Origin of the sequence: Bradyrhizobium sp. dw_411, from assembly GCF_018449695.1 — a bacterium.
In the GTDB taxonomy this organism is placed as follows: domain Bacteria; phylum Pseudomonadota; class Alphaproteobacteria; order Rhizobiales; family Xanthobacteraceae; genus Bradyrhizobium.
Genome location: NZ_JAAVUY010000030.1, coordinates 15,719 through 36,571, shown reverse-complemented (window position 1 = coordinate 36,571; position 20,853 = coordinate 15,719). Strand labels below are relative to the sequence as shown.

The following is a 20,853-nucleotide window of genomic DNA, read 5'->3' as shown; positions in this document are numbered from 1 at the left end:
TCGTTAATTTGCCTTATGCTCGAAGTGGATTGATAAATTTTAGTCCGTTAAAATGCTTCTCGTTATCTGTAACGACGATGCAGCCATTGGCCTCCGCGATTGCTGCGACGATCATGTCGAGCGCACTTCGGGGTTGCCCCTTGGCCGTGCCTTCGGCCATTAGTCGGGCCCAAACGAGAGCCGCTCTCTCGTTGAACGGCAAAACGCGGCCAGCAAAAACTGCCTGCGGACCTTCTGGACCGGTGAACCAGGCTTCCAGCGCAGTACGTTTTCTTCCTTTGGGCTTTTCCAATACCCCGCGCTGAAGCTCTGCGACCGTTAGTGTAGAGATGAACAAGTCGATGTCATTCTGTTCCGCCATCCACTCCAAAAGCGTTGGGGATGGATTTGGCTTGATGACGTTACTGATGACGTTGGTATCGAGGAGATAGCGCGTCACAAGGCAACCTTGCGACCGGCTTCATCAAGGCGGTTGAGATTGAGATCGGCTCCAACGAGAGGCGATCGGCGCAATGCGGCAAGGATGCCGCCTTTCTTTGGTGGATCGCCGGAAATTGTCTGACTAACTGCGGCACGAATTTGTGCCGCGTCTGGGTCGTCTTCCGCAAGCCGCTTCGCCAAAGATCGGATCAGATCGCGGTCGCCATCCAGCCCGAGCACTTCGAATCGCGCCATGCCACGCTTGACCAGCCGTGTCCGGTAATTTCGTAAGGCTTTTTTCTGCGCGTTGTCGCTCATGGCTGGCTCTCCAAGTTCGCAAATATATCCAGAAATATATCCAGAATTTCGTCAGTTGCAAGTTATAGGCTGTATATTTCACCGCCCAAACAAAAACGGAGGCATTGCTGCCTCCGTTTCTTTATCCGCGATTGATTGGCGCTTTACCCGAGCCGTCCCGCCGCATGCGCGAGCAGCGTGTAGACGAGGCCGGTCTCGGAGGTGAGATGGCTGCGCAGCACTGACGGTCCACGCTCGTCACGGGCGACTTCGTCGAGCAGCCGCTCGAACTCGGTGATGTAGCGATCGACCGTCTGCTTGAAGCCGCGGTCGGCGCGATATTTGCGGGCAACCTCGTCGAAGGCTTTCTGGCCGGCCGGCGTGTAGAGCCGCTTGGAGAATGCCTTGCTCTCGCCGCGCTGATAGCGGTCCCACATTTCGGCGGCGAGGTTGCGATCGAGCAGCCGGCCGATGTCAAGCGTCAGCGACTCCAGCGGGTTGCCGCCGGTGGCCTGCTGTGGCGTGCGGCCGCGCGGAACCTCGCGGTTGCCGCCGCCAGCGGGTGCACCATCGGTGCGGCTCAGGAGATCGGAAAGCCAGCCGTCGCGGCCCTGGTCGGCGCTCGCCGGGGAAACCGGCGGAGCTTCGGTGCGGCGCGAGGCGGGCAGGCCGAGATCCGGCGGTGGCAGGGTGGACGCACTGCCGCCACTGTCGCGCATGCGCGGGGCTGCAGCGCGAGACTCGCCGCGTCCGCCGGCCGTGGCCAGCATCGGCTCTTCCTCGCGCTGAATGCTGGCGCGGCTGGTGGTCACGACATCGAGGCCGTGGCCATGGCGCGCGACGATCCGGTTCAGTTCGGCCAGCGCTTCGATCTGGTCGACGATGACCTTGCGCATCTGCGCGGTGTTTTCCGCGGCTTCCTGCGGCATTTCCAGCACGCCACGGCGCAGCTCGTTACGGGTTGCTTCGAGTTCGAGATGCATCTCGGCCGCCATCTGCTTCATGCTCTGGACCATGGTCGCAAAGCGCTCGGCGGACTGCGTGAACATGCCGTCGGCTTCCTGCGTGCTCTGCTGATAAAGCTCAGCCATCGAGTCGGAAGTCAGCCGGCGTTCTTCTTCGGCCGCGGCGCGAACCGCTTCGAACTGGCGGCTGATCGCGGCTGATCCCGCACCGGCGGTTTCCGCCACGACGCGGGCGATATCGCGCGCGCGCTCTTCCGCGGCAGCCAGCGATTCATCGAGCAGGCTCGTGAAGCGCGACAGCCGCTCATCGAGATCGGTGGTGCGATGATCGATCGTGCTGACCAGCGAATCCAGCAGCGCCTTGCGTTCGGCGACCGAGGAGGTGGTGCTGCGGTTGCTTTGCTCGACCACGGCCGCGGCATCGACCAGGGTCTTGCCATGGCTTTCGAACTGGCTGGAGAGCGAGCCGAGGTCTTCCAGGGCCCGTGACGTCTTCGAGTTGAAGACGCTCAACTGATCTTCCAGCGTCTGGGTCGCCGCACCGTTGCGCGAAGTGACGTCGTTCATGGCGGACACGAAGTCGGCCACACGCGTCACCAAAGCGCGCTCGAGCGAGTTGAGGTTGTCATGGGCGCCGGTGAGCACTTCCTGCAGCAGGATGTTGCCTTCACGCAGCCGCTCGAACAAAGCGACCGTGTCGGTGCGCAGGATCTTGCTGGTCTCCTGCATCTCGGTGACTGCCGCGATCGAGACCTGACGCGACTGGTCGATGGCCGCGCGTGACGACGTCTCGAGATCCTTGAGCGACTTGTTGACCGCACCGGTCGCCAGTTCGCCGGCGGACGTGATCGTCCGCGCGACGTCGGTGCCGTTGCTCAGCATCGATTGCGAGAAGGTCTGGCCGCGGGTTTCGATCGACTTCAGCGCATCCGAGGTCACGCGGTCGATATCGACCGTGAGCTGGTTGGTCTTGGAGCCGATGGCATCGACCAGTATTCCACGCTTGCCGTCGATCATCTGCGCGAGACGATCGGTCTGCTGCTGCACGTAGTTGACGATTTCGTCGGTCTTGCCAGTCATGGTCGAGCTGAACGCGCCGCTGGCGGCGAGAACCGAGCGTTCGATGTCCGTAGAGGTCGACTTGACCTTCGAGCTGACTTCGTTCGACGCGGCGACCAAGGCGTTCTGCGCGGTGACGGCGCTGGTCGCGATATTGTCGGTGGTGTTGGCGGTGACCGCCGAGAGCGAGCGCTCGATGTCGGTCGAGATCGCCCTGATCTGGCTGGCGGCATCGGCCGAGGTGGCGGCCAGCGAATGCTGGGCCTCCCGCGCGCTGCTGAGGATCGAGGCGGCGGTATCCGCGCCGACCGCGGTCAGGGTGCGCTCGACATCGATGGCCAGCGACTTGACGTGGTTGGCGGCGTCGGTAGAGGCAGTCAACAGCGTGGACTGGGCCTCGCGTGCGCCCGCCGTGATGGATTCGGCGGTCGACGTTCCGGCGATCGACAGCGAACGCTGGACGTCGGCCGTCAATGACTGGACATGGCTGCTGGCAGCCGTCGAAGCGGTGGTCAGGGTCGATTGAGCCTCGCGCGCGCCGGCGACGATCGATTCGGCGGTGGTCGTGCCGGCGATCGACAGCGAGCGTTCGATATCGGCGGCCAGCGACTTGACGTGGGTGGCGGCATCCGACGAGGCGGTGACGAGCGAGCTCTGGACTTCCCGCGCACCGGCGAGAATGGAGGCGGCGGTCGCGTTGCCGGCGGCCGAGAGCGAGCGTTCGACATCGGCAGCCAGCGACTTGACCTGGGCGGCGGCGTCCGCGGAAGCCGCGACCAGGGTCGTCTGCGCTTCGCGTGCGCCGGTGACGATCGAACTGGCGGTTGCCGAACCGACGGCGGAGAGCGAGCGTTCGACATCGGCAGCCAGCGACTTGACCTGGCTGGCCGCGTCCGCGGAAGCCGCGACCAGGGTCGTCTGTGCTTCGCGTGCGCCGGTGACGATCGAACCGGCGGTTGCCGAACCGGCAGCCGAGAGCGTCCGCTCGACGTCGGCCGACAGCGTCTTGATTTGCTCGGCGACATCAGATGAGGCCGTCAGGAGGCCGGACTGGGCATCGCGTGCACTAATGAGGATCGAATTCGCGGAACTGCTGCCGACGGCCGTGAGCGTGCGCTCGACTTCCGCCGAGGTGAGCTGTAGCTGGGCGCCGACGTCGGTCGACACCGCCAGCAGGGCCTGTTGCGCGGAGCGGGCGCCGGTCTGGATGGTTTCGCTGGTGTTGACCACGAGGTTGGTCAGCGAGCGTTCCGCATCTTCGACATGGGACTTGATCCCGAGCGACAATTCCTCGGCGCGGGCCATCAGATCGTCGCTGGCCTGGCGTCCGCTGCTCTCGATGCGGCCGGCCACGGCTTCGATGCGCGAACCCAGCAAGTCTTCGAACTGCGCGACGCGCGTGTCGATATCGGAAGCCACTTCACCGACCCGGGTTTCGATGCCCTGATGGATTTCCTGGAACCGCGCCGTGATGGTGTCGGTCAAGTGGGTGCTGCGGCCGTCGATGGTTTCGGTCACGTTGGTGATGCGCTGGTCGACGGCGGCGATCGCCTGGGCGGTGCCGTCGGTGAGCGAAGAGGTGAGCAGTGTGAGGCGAGAATCGATCGCGTGGATCGCTTGCGTGGCGCCGTCGGTCAACGACGAATTCAACGCGGTGAGGCGAGAGTCGATCGAGTTGAGGGCCTGCGAGGCGCCGTCGGTCAGCGACGAGGTCAGCGAAGTCAGGCGGGAGTCGACCGAGTTGAGCGCTTGCGAAGCCCCATCGGTCAGGGACGAGGTCAGCGACGTCAGGCGCGAGTCGATCGACTGGATCACCTGCGAGGCGCCATCGGTCAGCGATGAGTGTAGCGAGTCCAGTCTGGTGTCGATGGTCTCGGTGACGGACTTCGCCCGTGTGTCGAAGGTCTCCTCAAGCGACTTGAGCCGGCCGTCGATCGATTCGTCGAAGGATTTGATCTTGGTGTCGAGCGAGGTGTCTAGATGGGCGACGCGGTTTCCGAGCGTGGTCTCGAATTGCACGAGGCGCTGGTCCAGCGACGCGGTGATCTCGCCGCCATTCGAGGTCAGGCGGGTATCGAAAGTGTCGACATAGGTCTTGAGCGATTCATGGATGTCCTGGGTGCGCTGACCCATGCGATCGACGATTTCGCCGCCGAAGGTTTTGACGGTGCGGTCGAACTCCGAGATGTGGCGGGTAATCAGCGCGCCGAGTGTGCCGCTGTCGCGGGCGAATTTTTCGACCAGTTCTCCGCCCTGGTTCTTCACCAGTTCGTCGAAGGCGCTCATCTGCAGGCTGAGTGAGTCGTGCGCGTTCTCGGTCTGGCTGACGACCTTCGCCACCAGCGAGTTCACGGTCACGTCGAGCGCGTCGCTGGCCTTGTCGCCGGAACTCATGATCTGGGTCGCGAGGCGGTTGCCGGCGTCGTCGATCTTGCTGACGAGATCGCCGCTGCGCAGTTCGAGCTCCAGCAGCAGGGAGTCGCTGGAATTCTTCAGGGAGTCATGGACCTGTTCGGTCCGGTCCGAAATGCCGTCGACGATGGTCGACGAACGCTGTTCGAATTCCGATGTGATGCGGTCGATCCGCTCGTTCAGCATCTCGTGCACGCGGTCGGCCAGTTCGACGAACTCGTCATGGACGTGGCCGGTCTTGAAATTCAGGCTGGTGGTGAGGCGCTCGCTGGCGTCGAGCACGGCGCGGGTGGTTTCCGCGCTGGCTTCCTCGAGCCGGTCGAGCAGGTCGCCGCCTCGCTCGCCGAGCGCCAGGATCATGTTGTCGCCGGCATTGCCGAGCGCGCTGGTGATGTGACTGCCGCGCTCTTCCAGCGCGCCGGTGATGCTCTTGGCGACTTCGTCGACCCGCGACGCAATCGCGTCCGAGATCAGCGCGATGTCGTGGCGAAGGTCGATCTGCACGCCGGAGATGGCGCTGCGAACCTGCTCGGCCTGTCCGACCAGATTGTCGCGCTGATGGGCGATGTCCTGCAGCAAGGCGCGGATCCGCACCTCGTTGTCGCTGTAGGCGCGTTCCAGCGCGGAGACTTCATTGGCAACCAGCGTTTCAAGTTCGCCGGCGCGCGCGATGGCGCGTTCCACGCCGTCGCCCATCGCCGCGACTTCGCGGCGGATCGCCTGACCGACTGTCACCATCGAATCGCTGGCGGCGCTTTCGGGCTCCGAGAAACGGATCGCGACCTGTGCCATCGATTGCGCAATCATGCGCATCTCCTGGCCGCGCCAGGCCAAACTCGCCATGAAATAAAACAGGGCGATCGGCACGAAGAACAAGGCGGCCAGGCCGGCCACCGCCAGCGTTCCGCCGGCGCCCTGACCGATCGCGGCCTGCAGTGAGGGCAGAAAGCCGATTGTGAGCATGCCGCAGCCGACGACCCATAAGCCCGCGACGACGGTGAATGTCGTGCGCATACCTTGAGCGGGGCGGCCCTTCTGGATGGCCTGCAGAATCTGGCCGATGGTTTCGCGATCGTCATTGGCGGCACGGCGGCTCGAGCGCGGCTCTTCAATGGGATCGAATACCGGGCGGTCATTGCTCGGCCTGACGTCGCGGGTGTCGAAAGCAGGCTCGTCGTAAGACGATGGCGCGGGCGAATTCATCAATGGCGGTTCGCTGTGTATCGAACTGCGCGAATTGTCGGACATCGGCGCGTCGCCGATATTGAGGGCTTCCTGAATGGCAGAAAGCGCGACTTCGGTAGGGTCTTTGACCTTTTTGGGATTGTTCGCCATGTTGAGTCTGAGCCCTCATTTTACTTTTACGCGTCGGAGTTTTCGCGGCGTTCTGTCCAAGTTTGCGTTTTGCCCCCGCAAGCTCGAACCCGTGAACGGCGCGAAAGCACGGCCTTGACGACCGGCTTGTCCGCTACATCCGCAAACATCCTATTGGCTGAGCGGCTCGAATGAAATGGCCGCGATTAATACAATCTTAATCATCGTTAACAGCGCAAAGCCGTAAAGCCTTACGAGACCTCAAAATTCGCGTTCGCTTTGCTTAATTGGGGCAACTCTTCGCCGAAAAAACGGCGAACTTGCGGCAAATACCTCAAACGTTCTGTTAACCATTTCCGTGATTGGCTGGCCGAAACTTCGCGGTCAGCGCAAAACTTCTCTGCAAGCGGGGCCAATTTGGATAATCGCCATGTCGCTTCATCTGGAACGGATTGAATGGATGCCATCGCCGCCACTCGCCCCCGATGACGGTCCGATCGATATCGAACATCTCAAGCGCATGACGCTTGGCGATGCCGGCCTTGAGCGCGAGGTGCTGGCGATGTTCTCGGCCCAGGCTGGCAGTCTGATCGTCATGCTCGAAACCATGCCCGAGGACGCGGGCGCGCTGGCGCATACGCTGAAGGGGTCGGCGCGCGCGATCGGCGCGTTTGGCGTCGCCGATGCGGCGGAGGCTCTGGAAGCCCTGATCCGGCGCAGCGACGATCCGGCGCAAGTGCTCGCCGAACTCGGCGATGCCGTCGCACGGGTCCGCTCGACCATCGATGCGATCCTGCACCGGTCCTGATCCGGCCGGAAACGACAGGCCCGGACAAAGCCCAGCTTTTCATTCCGGCCGCTAGCGCAGAGCGGATCGACCCGTTATAGGACAACCCGGACCTCTCTCATCCGGCAGTACGAGCACCCATGGCCAAGATCAGCTTTGTCGACCATTCCGGCGAAACCCGCATTATTGACGTTGAAAACGGCGCTACCGTCATGGAAGCGGCGATCCGCAATGCGATCCCGGGCATCGAGGCCGAATGCGGTGGCGCCTGCGCCTGCGCGACCTGCCATGTCTATGTCGACGAGGCCTGGCGCGAAAAGGTCGGCGGCCCGACCCCGATGGAAGAGGACATGCTGGATTTCGGCTTCGACGTGCGGCCGAATTCGCGGCTGTCGTGCCAGATCAAGGTGAGCGACGAACTCGACGGCCTCATCGTCTCGACGCCGGAGCGGCAAGCTTAGCGCTTCGGTTCTGATTGAATCAGGATCGACGCTCTTTTGTTTGGACGCATTTTCTTGACGCGAACCGGTTCCCACTTCGCTTGAAAACGCTGTGTTACGCGGCGTCCACGCCGCGCCGCAGCCAGGGCTGGAAATTCGTGAGGATCTCGGGCGTCAGCGGCGTCGGTTTGCGCGTCGCCCCGTCGATCAGCACCGTGACCGACTGCGCCGACGCCACGCATTTTCCTTCCGAAAACACCACTTGATCGAAGGTCACAGACGTTCGACCGAATTTCGAGACGCCGAGCCCCATCTCGATCTTGCCCGGCCAGCGCAGTTCGGCGCGAAAATGAATATCGAGCCGCACCATGATCCAGGCGAGGCCCGCCGGCATCAACCCGTAGCTGCGGTCCTTCATCAGCGTGACGCGGCCGGTTTCGAAATAGGTCGCATAAACCGCATTGTTGACGTGCTGATTGGGGTCGAGATCGGCAAAACGCACATTGTCCGACAGCCGGTAGGGGAAATCATCGAGCCGCGGCGTTGAATCGAGACGGGCAGGGGCGTTCACGAGATGATCTCCTCAATTTTCTTGCCCTTACAGCGCAGTTGTCGAGCGGCGGCAAGGGGTTGCCGCGGCCGCTCCGGGCATATTATGGCTTTCCTCGCTGGCCTGGCTTGGTTAGACAGGCGCAGCCTGACGGGATGTCCAACTGAAAAGAAGCGATATGAGCGAAACGATCAAAACCGATGTGCTGATTATCGGCGCGGGCCCCTGCGGGCTGTTTGCCGTTTTCGAACTGGGCCTGCTCGATATGAAGGTGCATCTTGTCGACATTCTCGACAAGATCGGCGGCCAATGCGCCGAACTGTATCCGGAGAAGCCGATCTACGACATCCCCGGCATTCCCCTGGTCACCGGCCAGGGCCTGACCGATGCGCTGATGGAGCAGATCAAGCCGTTCAATCCGACCTTCCATCTCAACGAGATGGTGGAGTCGATCGAGAAGATCGGCGATCCCGGTTTCCGTGTCACCACCGATGCCGGCCAGGTGTTCGAGTGCAAGGTGGTCGTGATCTCTGCCGGTGGCGGTTCATTCCAGCCGAAGCGCCCGCCGGTGCCGGGCATCGAAGCCTATGAAGGCTCCTCGGTGTTTTATGCGGTGCGCAAGATGGAACAGTTCCGCGACAAGGATCTGCTGATCGTCGGCGGCGGCGATTCCGCGCTGGACTGGACGCTGAATTTGCATCCGATCGCCAGGCGCGTGACGCTGCTGCACCGGCGTGACGATTTCCGCGCCGCGCCGCACAGTGTCGAACAGATGCGTGCGCTGGTTTCTTCCGGGAAACTGGAGTTGAAGATCGGCCAGGTCACGGAACTCCATGGCGAAGGCGGCAAGCTCGCCGGCGCCACCGTCAAGGGCAATGACAACGCGCTTTCGAAGATCGAATGCGACACCATGCTCCCGTTCTTCGGTCTCACCATGAAGCTCGGCCCGGTCGCAAATTGGGGCATCGAGCTTGAGAACAATCTGGTGCCGGTCGAGACCTCGGCGTTCGAGACCAGCGTGCCCGGTATCTTCGCGATCGGCGATATTAATACCTATCCCGGCAAGCTGAAGTTGATCCTGTGCGGATTCCACGAGGGATCGCTGATGGCCCAGAAGGCGCATCGTTACATCTATCCGGAAAAGCGGCTGGTGTTTCAGTACACGACATCGTCCTCAAGCCTGCAGAAGAAGCTCGGGGTCAATTGAACGGCACGATACGCAAGGCGAGTCCGTTGCGACACATTTGTGGCAACACGGCGTCGTTGCAGGACACTTGATATCCGAAGCGAGGTACTGGAACCGTCGGCCAAATGGCCGTAATCTCCGGCATCGTTTGAGAGGCTGGCAGGTGATGACGATGTGGAATGCTGTATCCAGATTGCGACCGACGAAGCCGATCGTGACCGGCCTTGCGATGTTGTTGGTCGCGGCGCTTCCGGCGCGCGCCGCCGATGTGACGGCTGCGGGGCTGTGGCAGAAGTCCGAAAAAGGCAAGCCCGTGATATGGGTTCTCGTGGTCGATCATCACGACGGCATGTTCGAAGGCGCGATCGCCAAGACGTTTCCGCTCGATCCCAGCGAGATCTGCTCGAAATGCACAGATGATCGCAAGAATGCGCCGGTGGCGGGCATTTCCTTCATCCGCAACATGAAGCGCAACGGCCTTGAATACGAAGGCGGCAATGTGCTCGATCCGCGCGATGGCGAAGTCTGGAAGGCCAAGATGAGCGTCAGCGCCGACGGGCAGGAGCTTACGCTGCGTGGCTATGTTCTCACGCCGCTGCTCGGCAAGAATGAAACCTGGCAACGTCTGCCGGACACCGAAATGGCATCGGTCGATCCCGCCATCGTCGCCAAATATTTGCCGACGCAGGCCCCTGCGATGAGGCCGCCGGCGCCTGCGGCCAACGCGAAAAAGACCACCGCGCCTGCACCAGCACCGGCTCGCTAGAGCGGACCGGGTTTCACGCCAACCGGTATCCATCCCGGATCACGTCCGGGACAGGCTATCGCTCGAAAACGCTTTAAATCTTTGATGAGCGTCGCACGCGTTGCTGCGACTGCAGGCTCTCGACGGCTTCGACCGGGCGAGGGACGGTCGCAGAGGTCGGAACCGGGGCCGGATAGGCTCCGTTCAGTTTGCGGCGCTTCTGCCAGGGTACGATCACGCTCATCCATAATTCGCGCCCGCCCATGATGGAAATCGCGATGCCGAACGGGATCATGAAGTACAGGATCCGGAACACCACCAGCGTCGCCAGCAATTGCTCCCTGCCGAACTGAGGCAGCGCGACCAGCATCGCGGCGTCGAACACGCCGATGGAGCCCGGGGCGTGACTGGCGAAGCCGAGCAGGGTCGCCAGGATGAACACCACCGCCAGCGAAATGAAATCGATGTCGGGCTGCATCGGCATCAGCAAATACATCGCCAGCGCGCAGAAGCCGAGATCGACCACGCCGATCAGGATTTGCACCAGCGTCAGCGGCGCCGAGGGCAGCCTTACCTTCCAGCCGTTTTGCCCGAGCTCGCGCCGCTTCTCACCCAGCGTCAACCAGACGAAGTAGGCGACAATGGCGGCGAGGGCGCCAAGCGCGATCAGCCTGTTAACCGGGGGCGGAAGCTGGTCCATCGCCGAGGCCGCCCAGGGATGCCAGGCCATGCCGATGCCGAGCACGAAGGTATTGCCGAGCCAGAAGGTCAGGCCAGAGAGAAAGCAGATCTTGGCGACATCGACGGCGCTGAGCCCATAGTCCGAATAGATCCGGAAACGGATCGCGCCGCCGGTGAATACGGTGGCGCCGATGTTGTGGCCGATCGAGTAGCTGGTGAAGCTCGACAAAGCGGCGATCCGGTAGGGCACATGCTTCTTGCCGATCGTCCGCAGAGCAAAGAAATCATAGAATGTCAGGGTACAGAACGCGCCGATCACGCACAGCGCGGCGAGCACGATGCGGTGCGGGGAAATCTCGGTCAGCGCCGTCAGGATCACGCCGGTATCGACGCCCTTGAGGGTGCGGACCAGCGTCGTGATTGCAAAGGCGACGATGAGGAGGCTGGCGGCGATTCCGACCCGTTTCCATCCGATCCGTTCCTTGAAGCCACGCCGCAGCGTGGTCAGCAGTCGATGCATTCTTCCTCCCGGCGGGGGCGGCAACAATTTGCGGGCCTTTTCCGAAGCGATCATTGGCTGGTGGCCGCAAAAGGCGCCGGAACCAAGACCCATAAGGCAAAAACATCCCGTTGTGCAGTCCCTTGACAACGCGAGCTTGCACCCTGGATCGATGCGACACCCCAAGTTCTGGACAAGCCTTAGATAGGCGTTGCGGCGCCGGAATCGAGTCTCGAACCGGTGCGTTTGGCCGCACCTCGTATTCCGCGCGACGTTCCTCTTGATGTTGCTCCCGATGTTCCCTGGCGGCGTTTTCACTGTCGTCAGGAACAACGGCGCGATCAGCCGGTTAGCGCCGTATCAGCAATCGAACATGGGTGTGCGCGTGCCGGCGTGAACGGGCCGCGCCGTTGTGTTCCCGGAACAAGGAAGGATTGAAACGATGGGACTGTTCACCAACGACATCAAGACCATGGATGACCTGTTCGTGCATCAGTTGCAGGATATCTATTATGCCGAGAAGCAGCTCGTGAAGGCGCTGCCGAAAATGGCCGAAAAGGCCACGGACAAGCAGCTCAAGCAGGGCTTTCTGACCCATCTTGAGGAAACCAAGACCCATGTGCAGCGCCTTGAACAGGTGTTCGAGATGCACGGCGCGCAGGTCAAGGCGGTCGATTGTCCGGCGATCGACGGCATCATCAAGGAAGCCGACGAGGTGACCGGCGAAGTCGCGGACAAGGCGGTGCTGGATGCAGCGCTGATCAACGCCGGCCAGGCCGCCGAGCATTACGAGATCACGCGCTACGGCAGTCTGATTTCGTGGGCGAAGCAACTCGGCCGCAATGATTGCGCCAGCGTCCTGCAAAAGACGCTCGACGAAGAAAAGGCGACCGACAAGAAATTGACCACATTGGCGGAGAGCCGGATCAATCTGCGCGCCGCAAGCTGATTTCCGGCGCGAAATCTTGCGTCAGACACATTGAGACAAAATGCCGCGCGGCGCGATCTGCGCGGCATTTCGCGTTTGCGAAGGTGTGTCCGGGAACAGGGAGCCGCGTTTCTCGATAAATGCGCTGGGAACTGTCGGTTCCACAGCATTCCCTGATGTGTTCAGGCCGAAGCCGTGTACAAGACAGACTGACATCGCGGAGCAGGGCCAGTTGATGAATGAAATTGGCCAAGCCAGCGCGGGCCCGGATGTCGCGACCTGCCGGGCGCGTCCCTTGTCGATCCCGATCGGCGCCTGCCAACGACAGATCAATTGGCGCTACGCCTCGGCGGTTGGCACCTATCATCTGCTTGCGCTGCTGGCCTTGCTGCCCTGGTTCTTCAGCCGGACCGGTGTCGCGCTTGCGATAGCCGGCGTCTTCGTGTTTGGCAGCGGTGGCATCAATCTTTGCTATCACCGTCTGCTCAGCCACCGCAGCTTCAGTTGCCCGTTGTGGCTCGAACATGCCCTGGCCATGCTCGCGGTCTGCTGCGTGCAGGATACGCCGGCACGCTGGGTTGCCACGCATCGCCTGCACCATCACCGCGCCGACGATCAGGCCGACCCGCACAGTCCGCTGGTCAATTTGTTCTGGTCCTATACCGGCTGGCTGTTTCTCGAAAACACCGATCTTTGCCGCGGCGTGGCCTATGACCGTTACGCGCGCGACATCGTCCGCGATAAATTCTATCGATGGATCGAGCGCGCCGTGGTGTGGATCACGCTGGGGCAATCGCTGGTGTATTTTGCCGCGGGCTTTCTGATCGAATTGTTGTTCGGCGGGACGCTCAGCGCGGCCGCGCAATTCGGCGCCAGCATCTGGCTCTGGGGAGTCGTGATCCGCACCATCCTGGTCTGGCATATCACCTGGTGCGGAAATTCCTTTCCGCATCTGTTCGGCTATCGCAACTACGAAACCGACGACAACAGCCGCAACAATATGCTGGTGGCCATCATCACCAACGGCGAGGGATGGCACAATAACCACCACGCCGATCCCAACTCCGCCTCCAACCAGCACCGTTGGTGGGAGTTCGACCTGACCTATCTGTTCCTGCGTCTGCTGGTTCTGTTGGGGCTCGCATGGGATGTGCAATTGCCGAAAGTGCTCGCGCCCCAACGATCGCCCGACGCCGGACTCAAGCGATAAGTTCTAGAGCGTTTTCGAGCCAACGGGTCGCGCGAACGCGCGCCCGATGACAGGCTCCGTGGATACCGGTTCGCGTGAAGAAAACGCGTCAAACAAAATACTAGAGCCCGGTTCTGATCTAATCAGAACCGAAAAGGCTCTAGGCTTTGCGCAGCGCAAAATGAGCGCCGCAGAACGCCATCACCGCGCCAAGGCACAGCGCCGCCAGTCCCGCCAGCACGCCCGAGACCGTCGGGATCGGGCTCGGCGCCGAGGCGGCCTGGCCGGCGCCCGCCAGCACCAGCACGCCGACCCCGATCAGGAACTGGCGCATCCGGTGCGGGATTTGTCCCGACACCGCGCTGTCCATCAGCGTCGCGGTGAAATAGCCCCCGCAGAAACCGACAGTGGCGATCAGCCACCAGGCGATCGCAGAACCCGGCGGCATGAACTGGTGCGTATCGGATCGCCACAGCCCGCCGAGATCGAGCCCGAAGCGCGCGCCGAGCATGTGCACGGCAAGCGCCAGCAGCACGCCGGAAATCATTGCACCGGCGAGGATCAGGCGGCGCGGAAAATAGGTCGTCTCGGCCATGCTCCGCTTGTAAGATAAAGCCGGCGGCGTGCGCAAGCCGACACGCGATTGCGCCGGCCTGACCGGGATTGATCGGATTGTCCAAGCCACTGCAAGACCCGGCAACGACAGCGGCGGCGGACGTGCCCGGCATCCGCTACGCCTACAAGGCCTCGCTGGTTGGGGCGGCGCATCTGTTCGAATTGACCGACGCGGGGTTATCGTGGCGCATCGCCGGCAAATCCGGGGTGTGGCCTTACACCGATATCAACGCCATTCGCTTGTCATACCGGCCGGTGTCGATGCAGTCGCGCCGGTTTCGCGCCGACATCGGCAACAAAGATGGCGGACGCATCGCCATTCTCTCGACCAGTTGGCAGAGTGCGGCGCTGATGGCGCCGCAGGACCAGGACTACCGCGCGTTCATTACCGCGTTGCATGCGCGCCTCGCGCAGGCCGGAAGCCGGGCGAATCTCGCCGGCGGCCTCAAGCCGCGCATCTATGCGGCGGCGATCCTATTGCTGGCGCTGGTCGCAACCGCGATGTCGGGATTGCTGGTGCGCGCGCTGGCGACCGGCGAGTTCGCCGGTGCGCTGTTCCTGGTCGGCTTCGCCGCGCTGTTTGCGTGGCAGGTCGGCGGCTTTGTCGGGCGCAACCGGCCGCTGGCCTATTCGTTCGATCATCTGCCGAAAGCGTTGCTGCCGTAACGCGGACTTAATCGGGGACGGGAACGTCGAACGTGTTCAGCGTCACCGACACCAGACAATAGAGCCCGATAAGATAGGAAAGCTCTGCCGCGCCATGCTGGCCAAATTCCTGCACCGCTGCACGATACGTCAATTCCGGTAGCACGCCGCCATTGACTAGTGCATAGGCCACATCATACGCCACGGCTTCCGGCCGCGTCAGGTCGGTGGGGCGTTGTCCAGCCACGATCGTTGCCAGTTTTTCGTCCGACAGGCCGCGATTTTCGGCGACGATCACATGCGCGTAGAGTTCGTAGGCCGACTTGAAGTGCGAGCCGGTAACAAGGATCGCGACTTCTCGCACGGGACCCGGAAGCGAGGGGCTTGAAACCATCGCCTTGGTCAATTCCCATACCGGTTTGCCGAATTTCGGTTCGTGGATCCATGGATTCCACGGGCCGAGCAAGGCGCCGTCATCACGGATGTTGACGAAGCCCTGGAAGCTCGCCGCGATACCTTGTTTCATGTCATCGAAAAGCGGCTTCTGCTCGGCGTTCAGTTCCGCGGGCGGGATGATGGGCAAGCGCATATCACATACTCCAGTGGTCAGCGCGCGATCGTTGATCGCGCCTGCCTGGATAGCAAATGAATTGACGGTGACGACGGTTCCGGAAGGCGCGAGGTCGTCATCAAATCGTTTTAATGCCGCACCACCAGCACCGAGCATTTGGCGTAGCGCACGACGTGCCCGGCATTGGAGCCGAGAAAATAGGTTTTCATCGCCGGGCGGTGCGACGTCATCACGATCAGATCGGCCTTGATCGCGGCGGCCTCTTCGAGGATTTCGTGATAGATGCCGCCCTGGCGCACGATGCTGGAGATACGGTGGGCGTCGATGCCGGATTCGCGCGCCACGATCGCGAGCGCTTCCTCGGAGGTCTGGCGTTGCTGGACGTCGAAATCGGCCGGCACATATTCAGCCAGCATCACCGGCGTCATCGGCATGACGTTGAGCAGGCGCACCGAACCGCTCCAGGTTTGCGACAGCGTCGCCGCGGTCGCGATCGCGGGTTTCGCCAGATCGGTGTCGGCGAGATCAAGCGGCACGAGAATAGAGTTGAACATCTGCGCCTCCCTGTTGCGCATGAATGTAGCACACATTGACAGACGGATGACGCGGTTGACGCGTTCTGTTGTTTGATCATGACCTTTTCGGAAAACCGGTTCCCACTTTTCCGGGTCATGCTTTAATCGTCTGATCCTTGTTTCAGTAATTTCGGACTGAGGAATTGCACCAGCCGTCCGCGGCGGAATGCCACATCGGCCCAATCGTCGATCGCAAAGTCGAACACGGCAAGACCCGAGGTCGGCAGATTTTCGGCAAGCGCCTTGTGGCTGGCGGGATCGCCGCCACCGGTCAGCGCCAGGGCCAGTTCATGCATTCCCGGATTGTGCCCGACCAGCATCAGCCGCTTCGGGTCGCTCGCGCCGGCGGCATGGATGGCTTGCAGCAGTTGCGCCGGATCGGCGCCGTAGAGTTCCGGCAGGGTCTCCACCTGCGGTTTCGGGACCTGACGTTTCATGGCTTCCCAGGCGATCTCCCAGGTCTGCTGCGCCCGGACCGCGTTTGAGACCAGCACGGCATCGGGAGCAGGCGGGTGCCGGCCGATCCAGCCTCCGATCTCGGCGGCGTCGCGCCGGCCGCGGTCGTCGAGCCGGCGGTCCTTGTCGCGACCGCTGGGTGCGTCGCTTTCGGTCTTGGCGTGACGCAGCAGCAGCAAACGGCGCATGGCGCGATCTCGATTCGGTTCAACTCTGCCGATTAATGTACAGGCCCGCACACGATCCGCCAAAGTGTGGGGCGGTTTGGCGAAAAGATCAGGTGCTTTTCAATAGATTATCTCAGGACAAGGTGACAAGCGCCGGATCGGTCCGTAAGAAAACAGCATGAGCGAGACATCCACAAGCACGACCAGCGGCGGTGAGGGCGGTTCGTTTCGCGATCGCGCGCGGTTGTCGTTCGATCTGGATGTTGACATTTGTGTGGTCGGCGCGGGGCTCGCCGGCCTCACCGTAGCGCTGGAGGCCGCGCGCCTCGGCGCCAGTGTCGCGGTGCTCGAAGGCCGCCATGTCGGCTGGAACGCCTCCGGCCATCAGCTTGGCACTGTGATGCCGGGCTTCGGCCTGCCGATCTCCGACTTGATCGCGCGGATCGGCTTCGAGGACACCCGCGAATTATGGGCGCTATCGAGGGAGGGCGCCGAATCCATTCGCGCCAATGCGACGGAAGAACAGATGCCCGGCATTGCGCTGACCGAGGGCGCGCTTGAAGTCTCCAATGTCGATGTCGGCGATCAATTGATCAGCCGGTTGCAGATGCTCGGCGAGGATTTCGAAACCGAAGTGGAGGGCTGGCAGATCGATCGCGTCCGCGATCATCTCAAGACCGATCGCTATTTTCACGGCGTGTATTATCCCAAAGCGTTTCAGGTCGATGGCCGCAAATATGTCCACGGTCTGGCGGCGCTGGCGCGGCGGGCGGGGGCGCGGATTTTCGAGGACACACCGGTCGTCAGTATCGATTCCTCCGGCATTCGCAAGCGGATCGTGACGCCGTCGGCGCGGTTGCGCGCGTCGCATATCGTGCTCGCCGGCAACATCCATCTCGGCGCGCCGTTGCGGCGGCTGTCGGAAACACTGCTGCCGGTCTGGCGCTACGCCGCGGTGACTGCGCCGCTCGGCGAGCGCCTGACTGATGCCGTTACGTTTCAGGGATCGGTGACCGACACCGACGGCATCGATCATTTCCGGATCGTGGATGGCGACCGCCTGATGTGGGCCAGTCCGGAAACCACATGGGATGCGCGGCCGGAGCGGTTTGCGCCCGCTATCGCGCGCCGCATCCGCACGATCTTCCCGCAGCTCGGGCGGGTCGAGATATCGGAGACCTGGAGCGGCGCGATCGGGCAGACCGTGCATGGCATGCCGCAGATCGGCCAGTTGCGCCGCGGCCTGTGGGTCGCCAGCGGCTTCGGCCGTCAGGGCATGAACACGGCGGCGATGGCCGGACAGTTGATTGCCCGCAGCATCCTGTGGGGCGACGAACGCTGGCGGCTGTTTTCGCCGTTCGAACTGGTCTGGGCCGGTGGCGCAACCGGACGCGTCGCCGGGCAGGTGATCGCCACCTGGGAGCGGGGAGCCTCGGCCGCGGCCGGCGCGCTGGCGCGTTACCGTGAGCGGGCGCGGGCCAAGGAGCGCATCCGCGATGCGCGTCTGGCGGAGGCTAACCGGCAGGCCGGAACCCGGCCACCGCGGCCCCGCCCGCCGCCGGGCCGGCCGCGCCCGGTGCGCCCAAGTCCTTCCAGTTCAAGTCCTCCTGGCTCAAGTCCTCCCAGCTCAAGGCCTCCCGCCGAGGTAAATGCCGCCCTGGTAAGCCCCGGCGTGGCCGAACAGGGCCATTCGCCGGAACTGATGCACTCGCAGGAAAGTGAGAAGTTTCCGCCGGGATCGGTGTAACTTCTGCCCGAGTGCCCCGTATTTGAAGGCGAACCATTCTTATTCGCCTTGCACGGAGACCATCATGTTTGACCGCCGTATCCTGCTCGCGTCCGCCGCCGGTTTCCTCGGCCTTGCCGCCATACGCTGGTTGCGAGGTTCCGCGGCCGCGGCCGCGGAGAAGTTCGAGATCGAGAAGACCGATGCGGAGTGGCGCGCGCAGTTGACGCCGCAGCAGTACCAGATCCTGCGCCAGGAAGGCACTGAGCGGCCCTGGACGAGCCCGCTGCTCAAGGAGCATCGCAAGGGCACCTTCGCCTGCGCCGGTTGCGACCTGCCGCTGTTCGCCTCGGAAACGAAATTCGAGAGCGGCACCGGCTGGCCGAGCTTCTATCAGCCGCTCGAGAACGCCGTCGGCAAGCATGAAGACCGCACGCTTGGAATGCTGCGCACCGAAATTCATTGCCGCCGCTGCGGCGGTCATCTCGGGCATGTTTTCAATGACGGTCCGAAGCCGACGGGATTGCGCTATTGCATGGACGGTTTCGCCCTGCAGTTCCATCCGGCGACGCCGACATCGAGCTGATCAAAAGACCTATTGCTCCCGGCAATTGTTGCCCGCCCGGCAATTGTGCCCCGGTCCATGGACTGGGGCATTTTTATTCAAGCCATTGAAAAACATGCATTTTCATATTTGGCACGCCGATTGCGATGTCTCTTTCGATGACAGCCACGCCCTGGCGATGCCGGCGGGCTGTCCGGATCGAATGTGGAGACAACGTTATGGGTATCTTCGACGCACTTAACACCGCGGTTGGCGGTTTGCAGGCTCAGTCCTTCGCCCTGCAGAACATCTCCGGCAACATCGCGAACGCCTCCACGGTCGGTTACAAGGGCATCGATACCAGTTTCGAAGATCTGATCCCGGACTCGCTGACACCCAACAAGCAGGTGGCCGGCGGCGTGACCGCCTTCGCGCAACAGACCATCACCACGCAAGGCACGGTCTCGGCCTCGACGGTGGCGACCAACATCGCGATCAACGGCGACGGATTCTTTTCGGTGCAGCAGCCCAGCGGCATCACCGACAACGTGCCGACCTTCGGCGGCGTCGTCGACTACACGCGGCGCGGCGACTTCCAGATCAACGACAACGGCAACCTGGTCAACGGCGCCGGCTATTACCTGATGGGCGTCGCGGTCGATCCGAAGACCGGCAACCCGCTCGGCAACGTTCCGACCGTCCTGCAGTTTCAGAACAACTTCATTCCGGCGCAGGCCACCACCGCCATTCAATACGCCGCAAACCTGCCGACCGTTCCGGTCACGGCGTCGAGCCCCACGGGCGCGCCCAAATCGATCGTCGCAGCCGGCGGTCTCAACCCTGACGACTTCACGACAAATCCCACGGTCTTCGGCACGGCGGCGCCGCCGATCAACGCCAATATCACCGGCACCGCCGTCAATAACCAGATGACAACGCCGGCTCCGATCAGCGGCGCGACACTGCTGTCGGGCGCCACCGGAACCGACTCGCTGGCTTCGGGGTTCGCGGTCAACGACACCATCACGGTTGACGGCACGACCATCACTTTCGTTGCTTCCGGGGCCACTGGAAACCAACTTAACGTCACCGACAATATGCAGGCGCTGCTCAACAAGATTTCGTCGATCACCGGTGGCCCGGCTAGCATCTCGGGAGCCAGCCCCGGCCCCGCCGGTCTGATCACCATCGGCACCGGCACGACGCAGGATTTGGCTATCACAAGCAGCAACACGGCCGCGCTCGCGGGGCTTGGTCTCGGAACAGGGACAATCAGCAAGGCAATGGCACCTGGCACCAACACCGGCTCCGGTGTGGTTGTCGCGAGCGACCTGACGGCCTTCACCAGTGAATCCATCAGCGGCGGCGCCGTGACGGCCTACAACTCCGCGGGAACGCCGGTGAACCTGCAATTGCGCTGGGCCATGACCGATAGCGCCACGCTGGGCCCCGGGCATCAGAACACCTGGAATCTGTTCTATCAGACCGACACCACGGCGACGGGCGGGCAGACCGCCTGGGTCAACGCCGGCCAGAACTTCGTCTTCAACTCCAACGGCAACCTCACCAGCCCGTCGGGCTCGGGCATCACGATCCCGAGCGTCCAGGTGGACGGTCAGTCGCTTGGATCGGTCCAGTTCAATGTCAGCTCCGGCGCCTTGACGCAATTTGCCACCACCGGCGGCACCGCCACGGTCGGCACCGTCTCGCAGAACGGCTTTGCGGCCGGCCAGTTGCAGTCGGTGGCGATCAACAATTCCGGCCTTGTGGTCGGCACGTTCTCCAACGGCCAGAACATCGACCTGGCTTCGGTGACGCTGTCGCACTTCAACGGCACCAACTACCTCAAGGCGCTCGATGGCGGCGCCTATGCGGTCACCGATCAATCCGGTCCGGCCATCGAGGGCGCTTCCGGAACGATCTCGGGTTCGTCGCTGGAAGGATCCAACACCGACATCGCCGACGAATTCACCAAGCTGATCGTGACGCAGCAGGCCTATTCGGCCAACACCAAGGTCATCACCACGGCCAACGACATGGTTCAGGATCTGCTGAACGTGCTGCGCTGATTGGCGCGGCACC

19 protein-coding genes are annotated in these 20,853 nt (G+C 62.6%); 10 read left to right on the top strand and 9 right to left on the bottom strand.

Features of this window, described 5'->3' with window-relative positions; genetic code table 11:
* Positions 1 to 13 precede the first annotated feature (13 nt).
* The 3 genes from HB676_RS32285 to HB676_RS32275 all read right to left on the bottom strand — a co-directional run bounded on the left by HB676_RS32285 (position 14) and on the right by HB676_RS32275 (position 6,488).
* Positions 14 to 439: a PIN domain-containing protein gene (locus HB676_RS32285; protein ID WP_213742552.1), complete on the bottom strand. Its 426-nt coding sequence runs from the start codon at positions 437 to 439 to the stop codon at positions 14 to 16.
* Positions 436 to 738: a hypothetical protein gene (locus HB676_RS32280; RefSeq protein ID WP_213742551.1), complete on the bottom strand. Its 303-nt coding sequence runs from the start codon at positions 736 to 738 to the stop codon at positions 436 to 438. Before HB676_RS32280 ends, HB676_RS32285 begins: the two co-directional genes overlap by 4 nt.
* A 143-nt stretch (positions 739 to 881) precedes the next feature.
* A complete protein-coding gene (locus HB676_RS32275; RefSeq protein ID WP_213742550.1) occupies positions 882 to 6,488 on the bottom strand; it encodes a negative regulator of septation ring formation in 5,607 nt (1,868 codons plus the stop codon).
* A 409-nt stretch (positions 6,489 to 6,897) separates the two neighbouring features.
* Between HB676_RS32275 and HB676_RS32270 the strand changes: the two genes are divergently transcribed.
* Both HB676_RS32270 and HB676_RS32265 read left to right on the top strand, forming a co-directional pair.
* Positions 6,898 to 7,275, top strand: coding sequence for an Hpt domain-containing protein (locus tag HB676_RS32270; protein WP_213742549.1), 378 nt, complete (start codon positions 6,898 to 6,900; stop codon positions 7,273 to 7,275).
* A 119-nt stretch (positions 7,276 to 7,394) separates the two neighbouring features.
* On the top strand, positions 7,395 to 7,715 hold the full coding sequence (locus tag HB676_RS32265; RefSeq protein WP_213742548.1) for a 2Fe-2S iron-sulfur cluster-binding protein: 321 nt from the start codon (positions 7,395 to 7,397) through the stop codon (positions 7,713 to 7,715).
* A gap of 94 nt (positions 7,716 to 7,809) precedes the next feature.
* Here the strand turns inward: HB676_RS32265 and HB676_RS32260 are convergent, their stop codons facing one another.
* Positions 7,810 to 8,265 carry a thioesterase family protein gene (locus HB676_RS32260; RefSeq protein ID WP_213742547.1) on the bottom strand — a complete coding sequence of 152 codons (456 nt, stop codon included), beginning with the start codon at positions 8,263 to 8,265 and terminating at the stop codon, positions 7,810 to 7,812.
* 157 nt (positions 8,266 to 8,422) lie between these two features.
* On the opposite strand from HB676_RS32260, the gene HB676_RS32255 reads away from it, so the two are divergent.
* Both HB676_RS32255 and HB676_RS32250 read left to right on the top strand, forming a co-directional pair.
* Positions 8,423 to 9,451, top strand: a complete 1,029-nt coding sequence (locus HB676_RS32255; RefSeq protein ID WP_213742546.1) for an NAD(P)/FAD-dependent oxidoreductase — start codon at positions 8,423 to 8,425, stop codon at positions 9,449 to 9,451.
* A 151-nt stretch (positions 9,452 to 9,602) separates the two neighbouring features.
* Positions 9,603 to 10,196 carry a DUF2147 domain-containing protein gene (locus HB676_RS32250; RefSeq protein ID WP_213742545.1) on the top strand — a complete coding sequence of 198 codons (594 nt, stop codon included), beginning with the start codon at positions 9,603 to 9,605 and terminating at the stop codon, positions 10,194 to 10,196.
* Positions 10,197 to 10,269: 73 nt separating this feature from the next.
* Here the strand turns inward: HB676_RS32250 and HB676_RS32245 are convergent, their stop codons facing one another.
* Positions 10,270 to 11,376, bottom strand: a complete 1,107-nt coding sequence (locus tag HB676_RS32245; protein ID WP_213742544.1) for a YbhN family protein — start codon at positions 11,374 to 11,376, stop codon at positions 10,270 to 10,272.
* Between the two features lie 421 nt (positions 11,377 to 11,797).
* On the opposite strand from HB676_RS32245, the gene HB676_RS32240 reads away from it, so the two are divergent.
* Both HB676_RS32240 and HB676_RS32235 read left to right on the top strand, forming a co-directional pair.
* A complete protein-coding gene (locus HB676_RS32240) occupies positions 11,798 to 12,304 on the top strand; it encodes a ferritin-like domain-containing protein (protein WP_213742543.1) in 507 nt (168 codons plus the stop codon).
* Between the two features lie 214 nt (positions 12,305 to 12,518).
* Positions 12,519 to 13,493, top strand: coding sequence for a fatty acid desaturase (locus HB676_RS32235; protein ID WP_213742542.1), 975 nt, complete (start codon positions 12,519 to 12,521; stop codon positions 13,491 to 13,493).
* Positions 13,494 to 13,632: 139 nt separating this feature from the next.
* Here HB676_RS32235 and HB676_RS32230 read toward each other — a convergent pair whose 3' ends face one another.
* Positions 13,633 to 14,067, bottom strand: coding sequence for a hypothetical protein (locus HB676_RS32230; RefSeq protein ID WP_213742541.1), 435 nt, complete (start codon positions 14,065 to 14,067; stop codon positions 13,633 to 13,635).
* Positions 14,068 to 14,144: 77 nt separating this feature from the next.
* On the opposite strand from HB676_RS32230, the gene HB676_RS32225 reads away from it, so the two are divergent.
* Positions 14,145 to 14,753 carry a hypothetical protein gene (locus HB676_RS32225; RefSeq protein WP_249780568.1) on the top strand — a complete coding sequence of 203 codons (609 nt, stop codon included), beginning with the start codon at positions 14,145 to 14,147 and terminating at the stop codon, positions 14,751 to 14,753.
* Between the two features lie 7 nt (positions 14,754 to 14,760).
* Here the strand turns inward: HB676_RS32225 and HB676_RS32220 are convergent, their stop codons facing one another.
* The 3 genes from HB676_RS32220 to HB676_RS32210 form a co-directional block, all read right to left on the bottom strand.
* Positions 14,761 to 15,321, bottom strand: a complete 561-nt coding sequence (locus HB676_RS32220) for a carboxymuconolactone decarboxylase family protein (RefSeq protein ID WP_213742540.1) — start codon at positions 15,319 to 15,321, stop codon at positions 14,761 to 14,763.
* 110 nt (positions 15,322 to 15,431) lie between these two features.
* Entirely contained in the window at positions 15,432 to 15,857 is a 426-nt protein-coding gene (locus tag HB676_RS32215; RefSeq protein WP_213742539.1) for a universal stress protein, read from the bottom strand.
* 122 nt (positions 15,858 to 15,979) lie between these two features.
* A complete protein-coding gene (locus HB676_RS32210) occupies positions 15,980 to 16,522 on the bottom strand; it encodes a histidine phosphatase family protein (RefSeq protein ID WP_213742538.1) in 543 nt (180 codons plus the stop codon).
* Between the two features lie 157 nt (positions 16,523 to 16,679).
* Here HB676_RS32210 and HB676_RS32205 point away from each other — a divergent pair, with 157 nt between their 5' ends.
* From HB676_RS32205 to HB676_RS32195, 3 genes are all read left to right on the top strand, one after another.
* On the top strand, positions 16,680 to 18,248 hold the full coding sequence (locus tag HB676_RS32205) for an FAD-binding oxidoreductase (RefSeq protein WP_213742537.1): 1,569 nt from the start codon (positions 16,680 to 16,682) through the stop codon (positions 18,246 to 18,248).
* Between the two features lie 64 nt (positions 18,249 to 18,312).
* Entirely contained in the window at positions 18,313 to 18,813 is a 501-nt protein-coding gene (gene msrB / locus HB676_RS32200; RefSeq protein WP_213742536.1) for a peptide-methionine (R)-S-oxide reductase MsrB, read from the top strand.
* A gap of 197 nt (positions 18,814 to 19,010) precedes the next feature.
* Entirely contained in the window at positions 19,011 to 20,840 is a 1,830-nt protein-coding gene (locus tag HB676_RS32195) for a flagellar hook-basal body complex protein (protein ID WP_213742535.1), read from the top strand.
* Positions 20,841 to 20,853: the final 13 nt, after the last annotated feature.

Excerpts from the sequence above, each read along its gene's own strand:
- HB676_RS32280 (WP_213742551.1), bottom strand. The coding sequence starts at position 738 with ATGAGCGACAACGCGCAGAAAAAAGCCTTACGAAATTACCGGACACGG.
- HB676_RS32275 (WP_213742550.1), bottom strand. The coding sequence starts at position 6,488 with ATGGCGAACAATCCCAAAAAGGTCAAAGACCCTACCGAAGTCGCGCTT.
- HB676_RS32270 (WP_213742549.1), top strand. The coding sequence starts at position 6,898 with ATGTCGCTTCATCTGGAACGGATTGAATGGATGCCATCGCCGCCACTC.
- HB676_RS32265 (WP_213742548.1), top strand. The coding sequence starts at position 7,395 with ATGGCCAAGATCAGCTTTGTCGACCATTCCGGCGAAACCCGCATTATT.
- HB676_RS32255 (WP_213742546.1), top strand. The coding sequence starts at position 8,423 with ATGAGCGAAACGATCAAAACCGATGTGCTGATTATCGGCGCGGGCCCC.
- HB676_RS32250 (WP_213742545.1), top strand. The coding sequence starts at position 9,603 with ATGTGGAATGCTGTATCCAGATTGCGACCGACGAAGCCGATCGTGACC.
- HB676_RS32245 (WP_213742544.1), bottom strand. The coding sequence starts at position 11,376 with ATGCATCGACTGCTGACCACGCTGCGGCGTGGCTTCAAGGAACGGATC.
- HB676_RS32240 (WP_213742543.1), top strand. The coding sequence starts at position 11,798 with ATGGGACTGTTCACCAACGACATCAAGACCATGGATGACCTGTTCGTG.
- HB676_RS32235 (WP_213742542.1), top strand. The coding sequence starts at position 12,519 with ATGAATGAAATTGGCCAAGCCAGCGCGGGCCCGGATGTCGCGACCTGC.
- HB676_RS32230 (WP_213742541.1), bottom strand. The coding sequence starts at position 14,067 with ATGGCCGAGACGACCTATTTTCCGCGCCGCCTGATCCTCGCCGGTGCA.
- HB676_RS32220 (WP_213742540.1), bottom strand. The coding sequence starts at position 15,321 with ATGCGCTTGCCCATCATCCCGCCCGCGGAACTGAACGCCGAGCAGAAG.
- HB676_RS32215 (WP_213742539.1), bottom strand. The coding sequence starts at position 15,857 with ATGTTCAACTCTATTCTCGTGCCGCTTGATCTCGCCGACACCGATCTG.
- HB676_RS32210 (WP_213742538.1), bottom strand. The coding sequence starts at position 16,522 with ATGCGCCGTTTGCTGCTGCTGCGTCACGCCAAGACCGAAAGCGACGCA.
- HB676_RS32205 (WP_213742537.1), top strand. The coding sequence starts at position 16,680 with ATGAGCGAGACATCCACAAGCACGACCAGCGGCGGTGAGGGCGGTTCG.
- msrB (WP_213742536.1), top strand. The coding sequence starts at position 18,313 with ATGTTTGACCGCCGTATCCTGCTCGCGTCCGCCGCCGGTTTCCTCGGC.
- HB676_RS32195 (WP_213742535.1), top strand. The coding sequence starts at position 19,011 with ATGGGTATCTTCGACGCACTTAACACCGCGGTTGGCGGTTTGCAGGCT.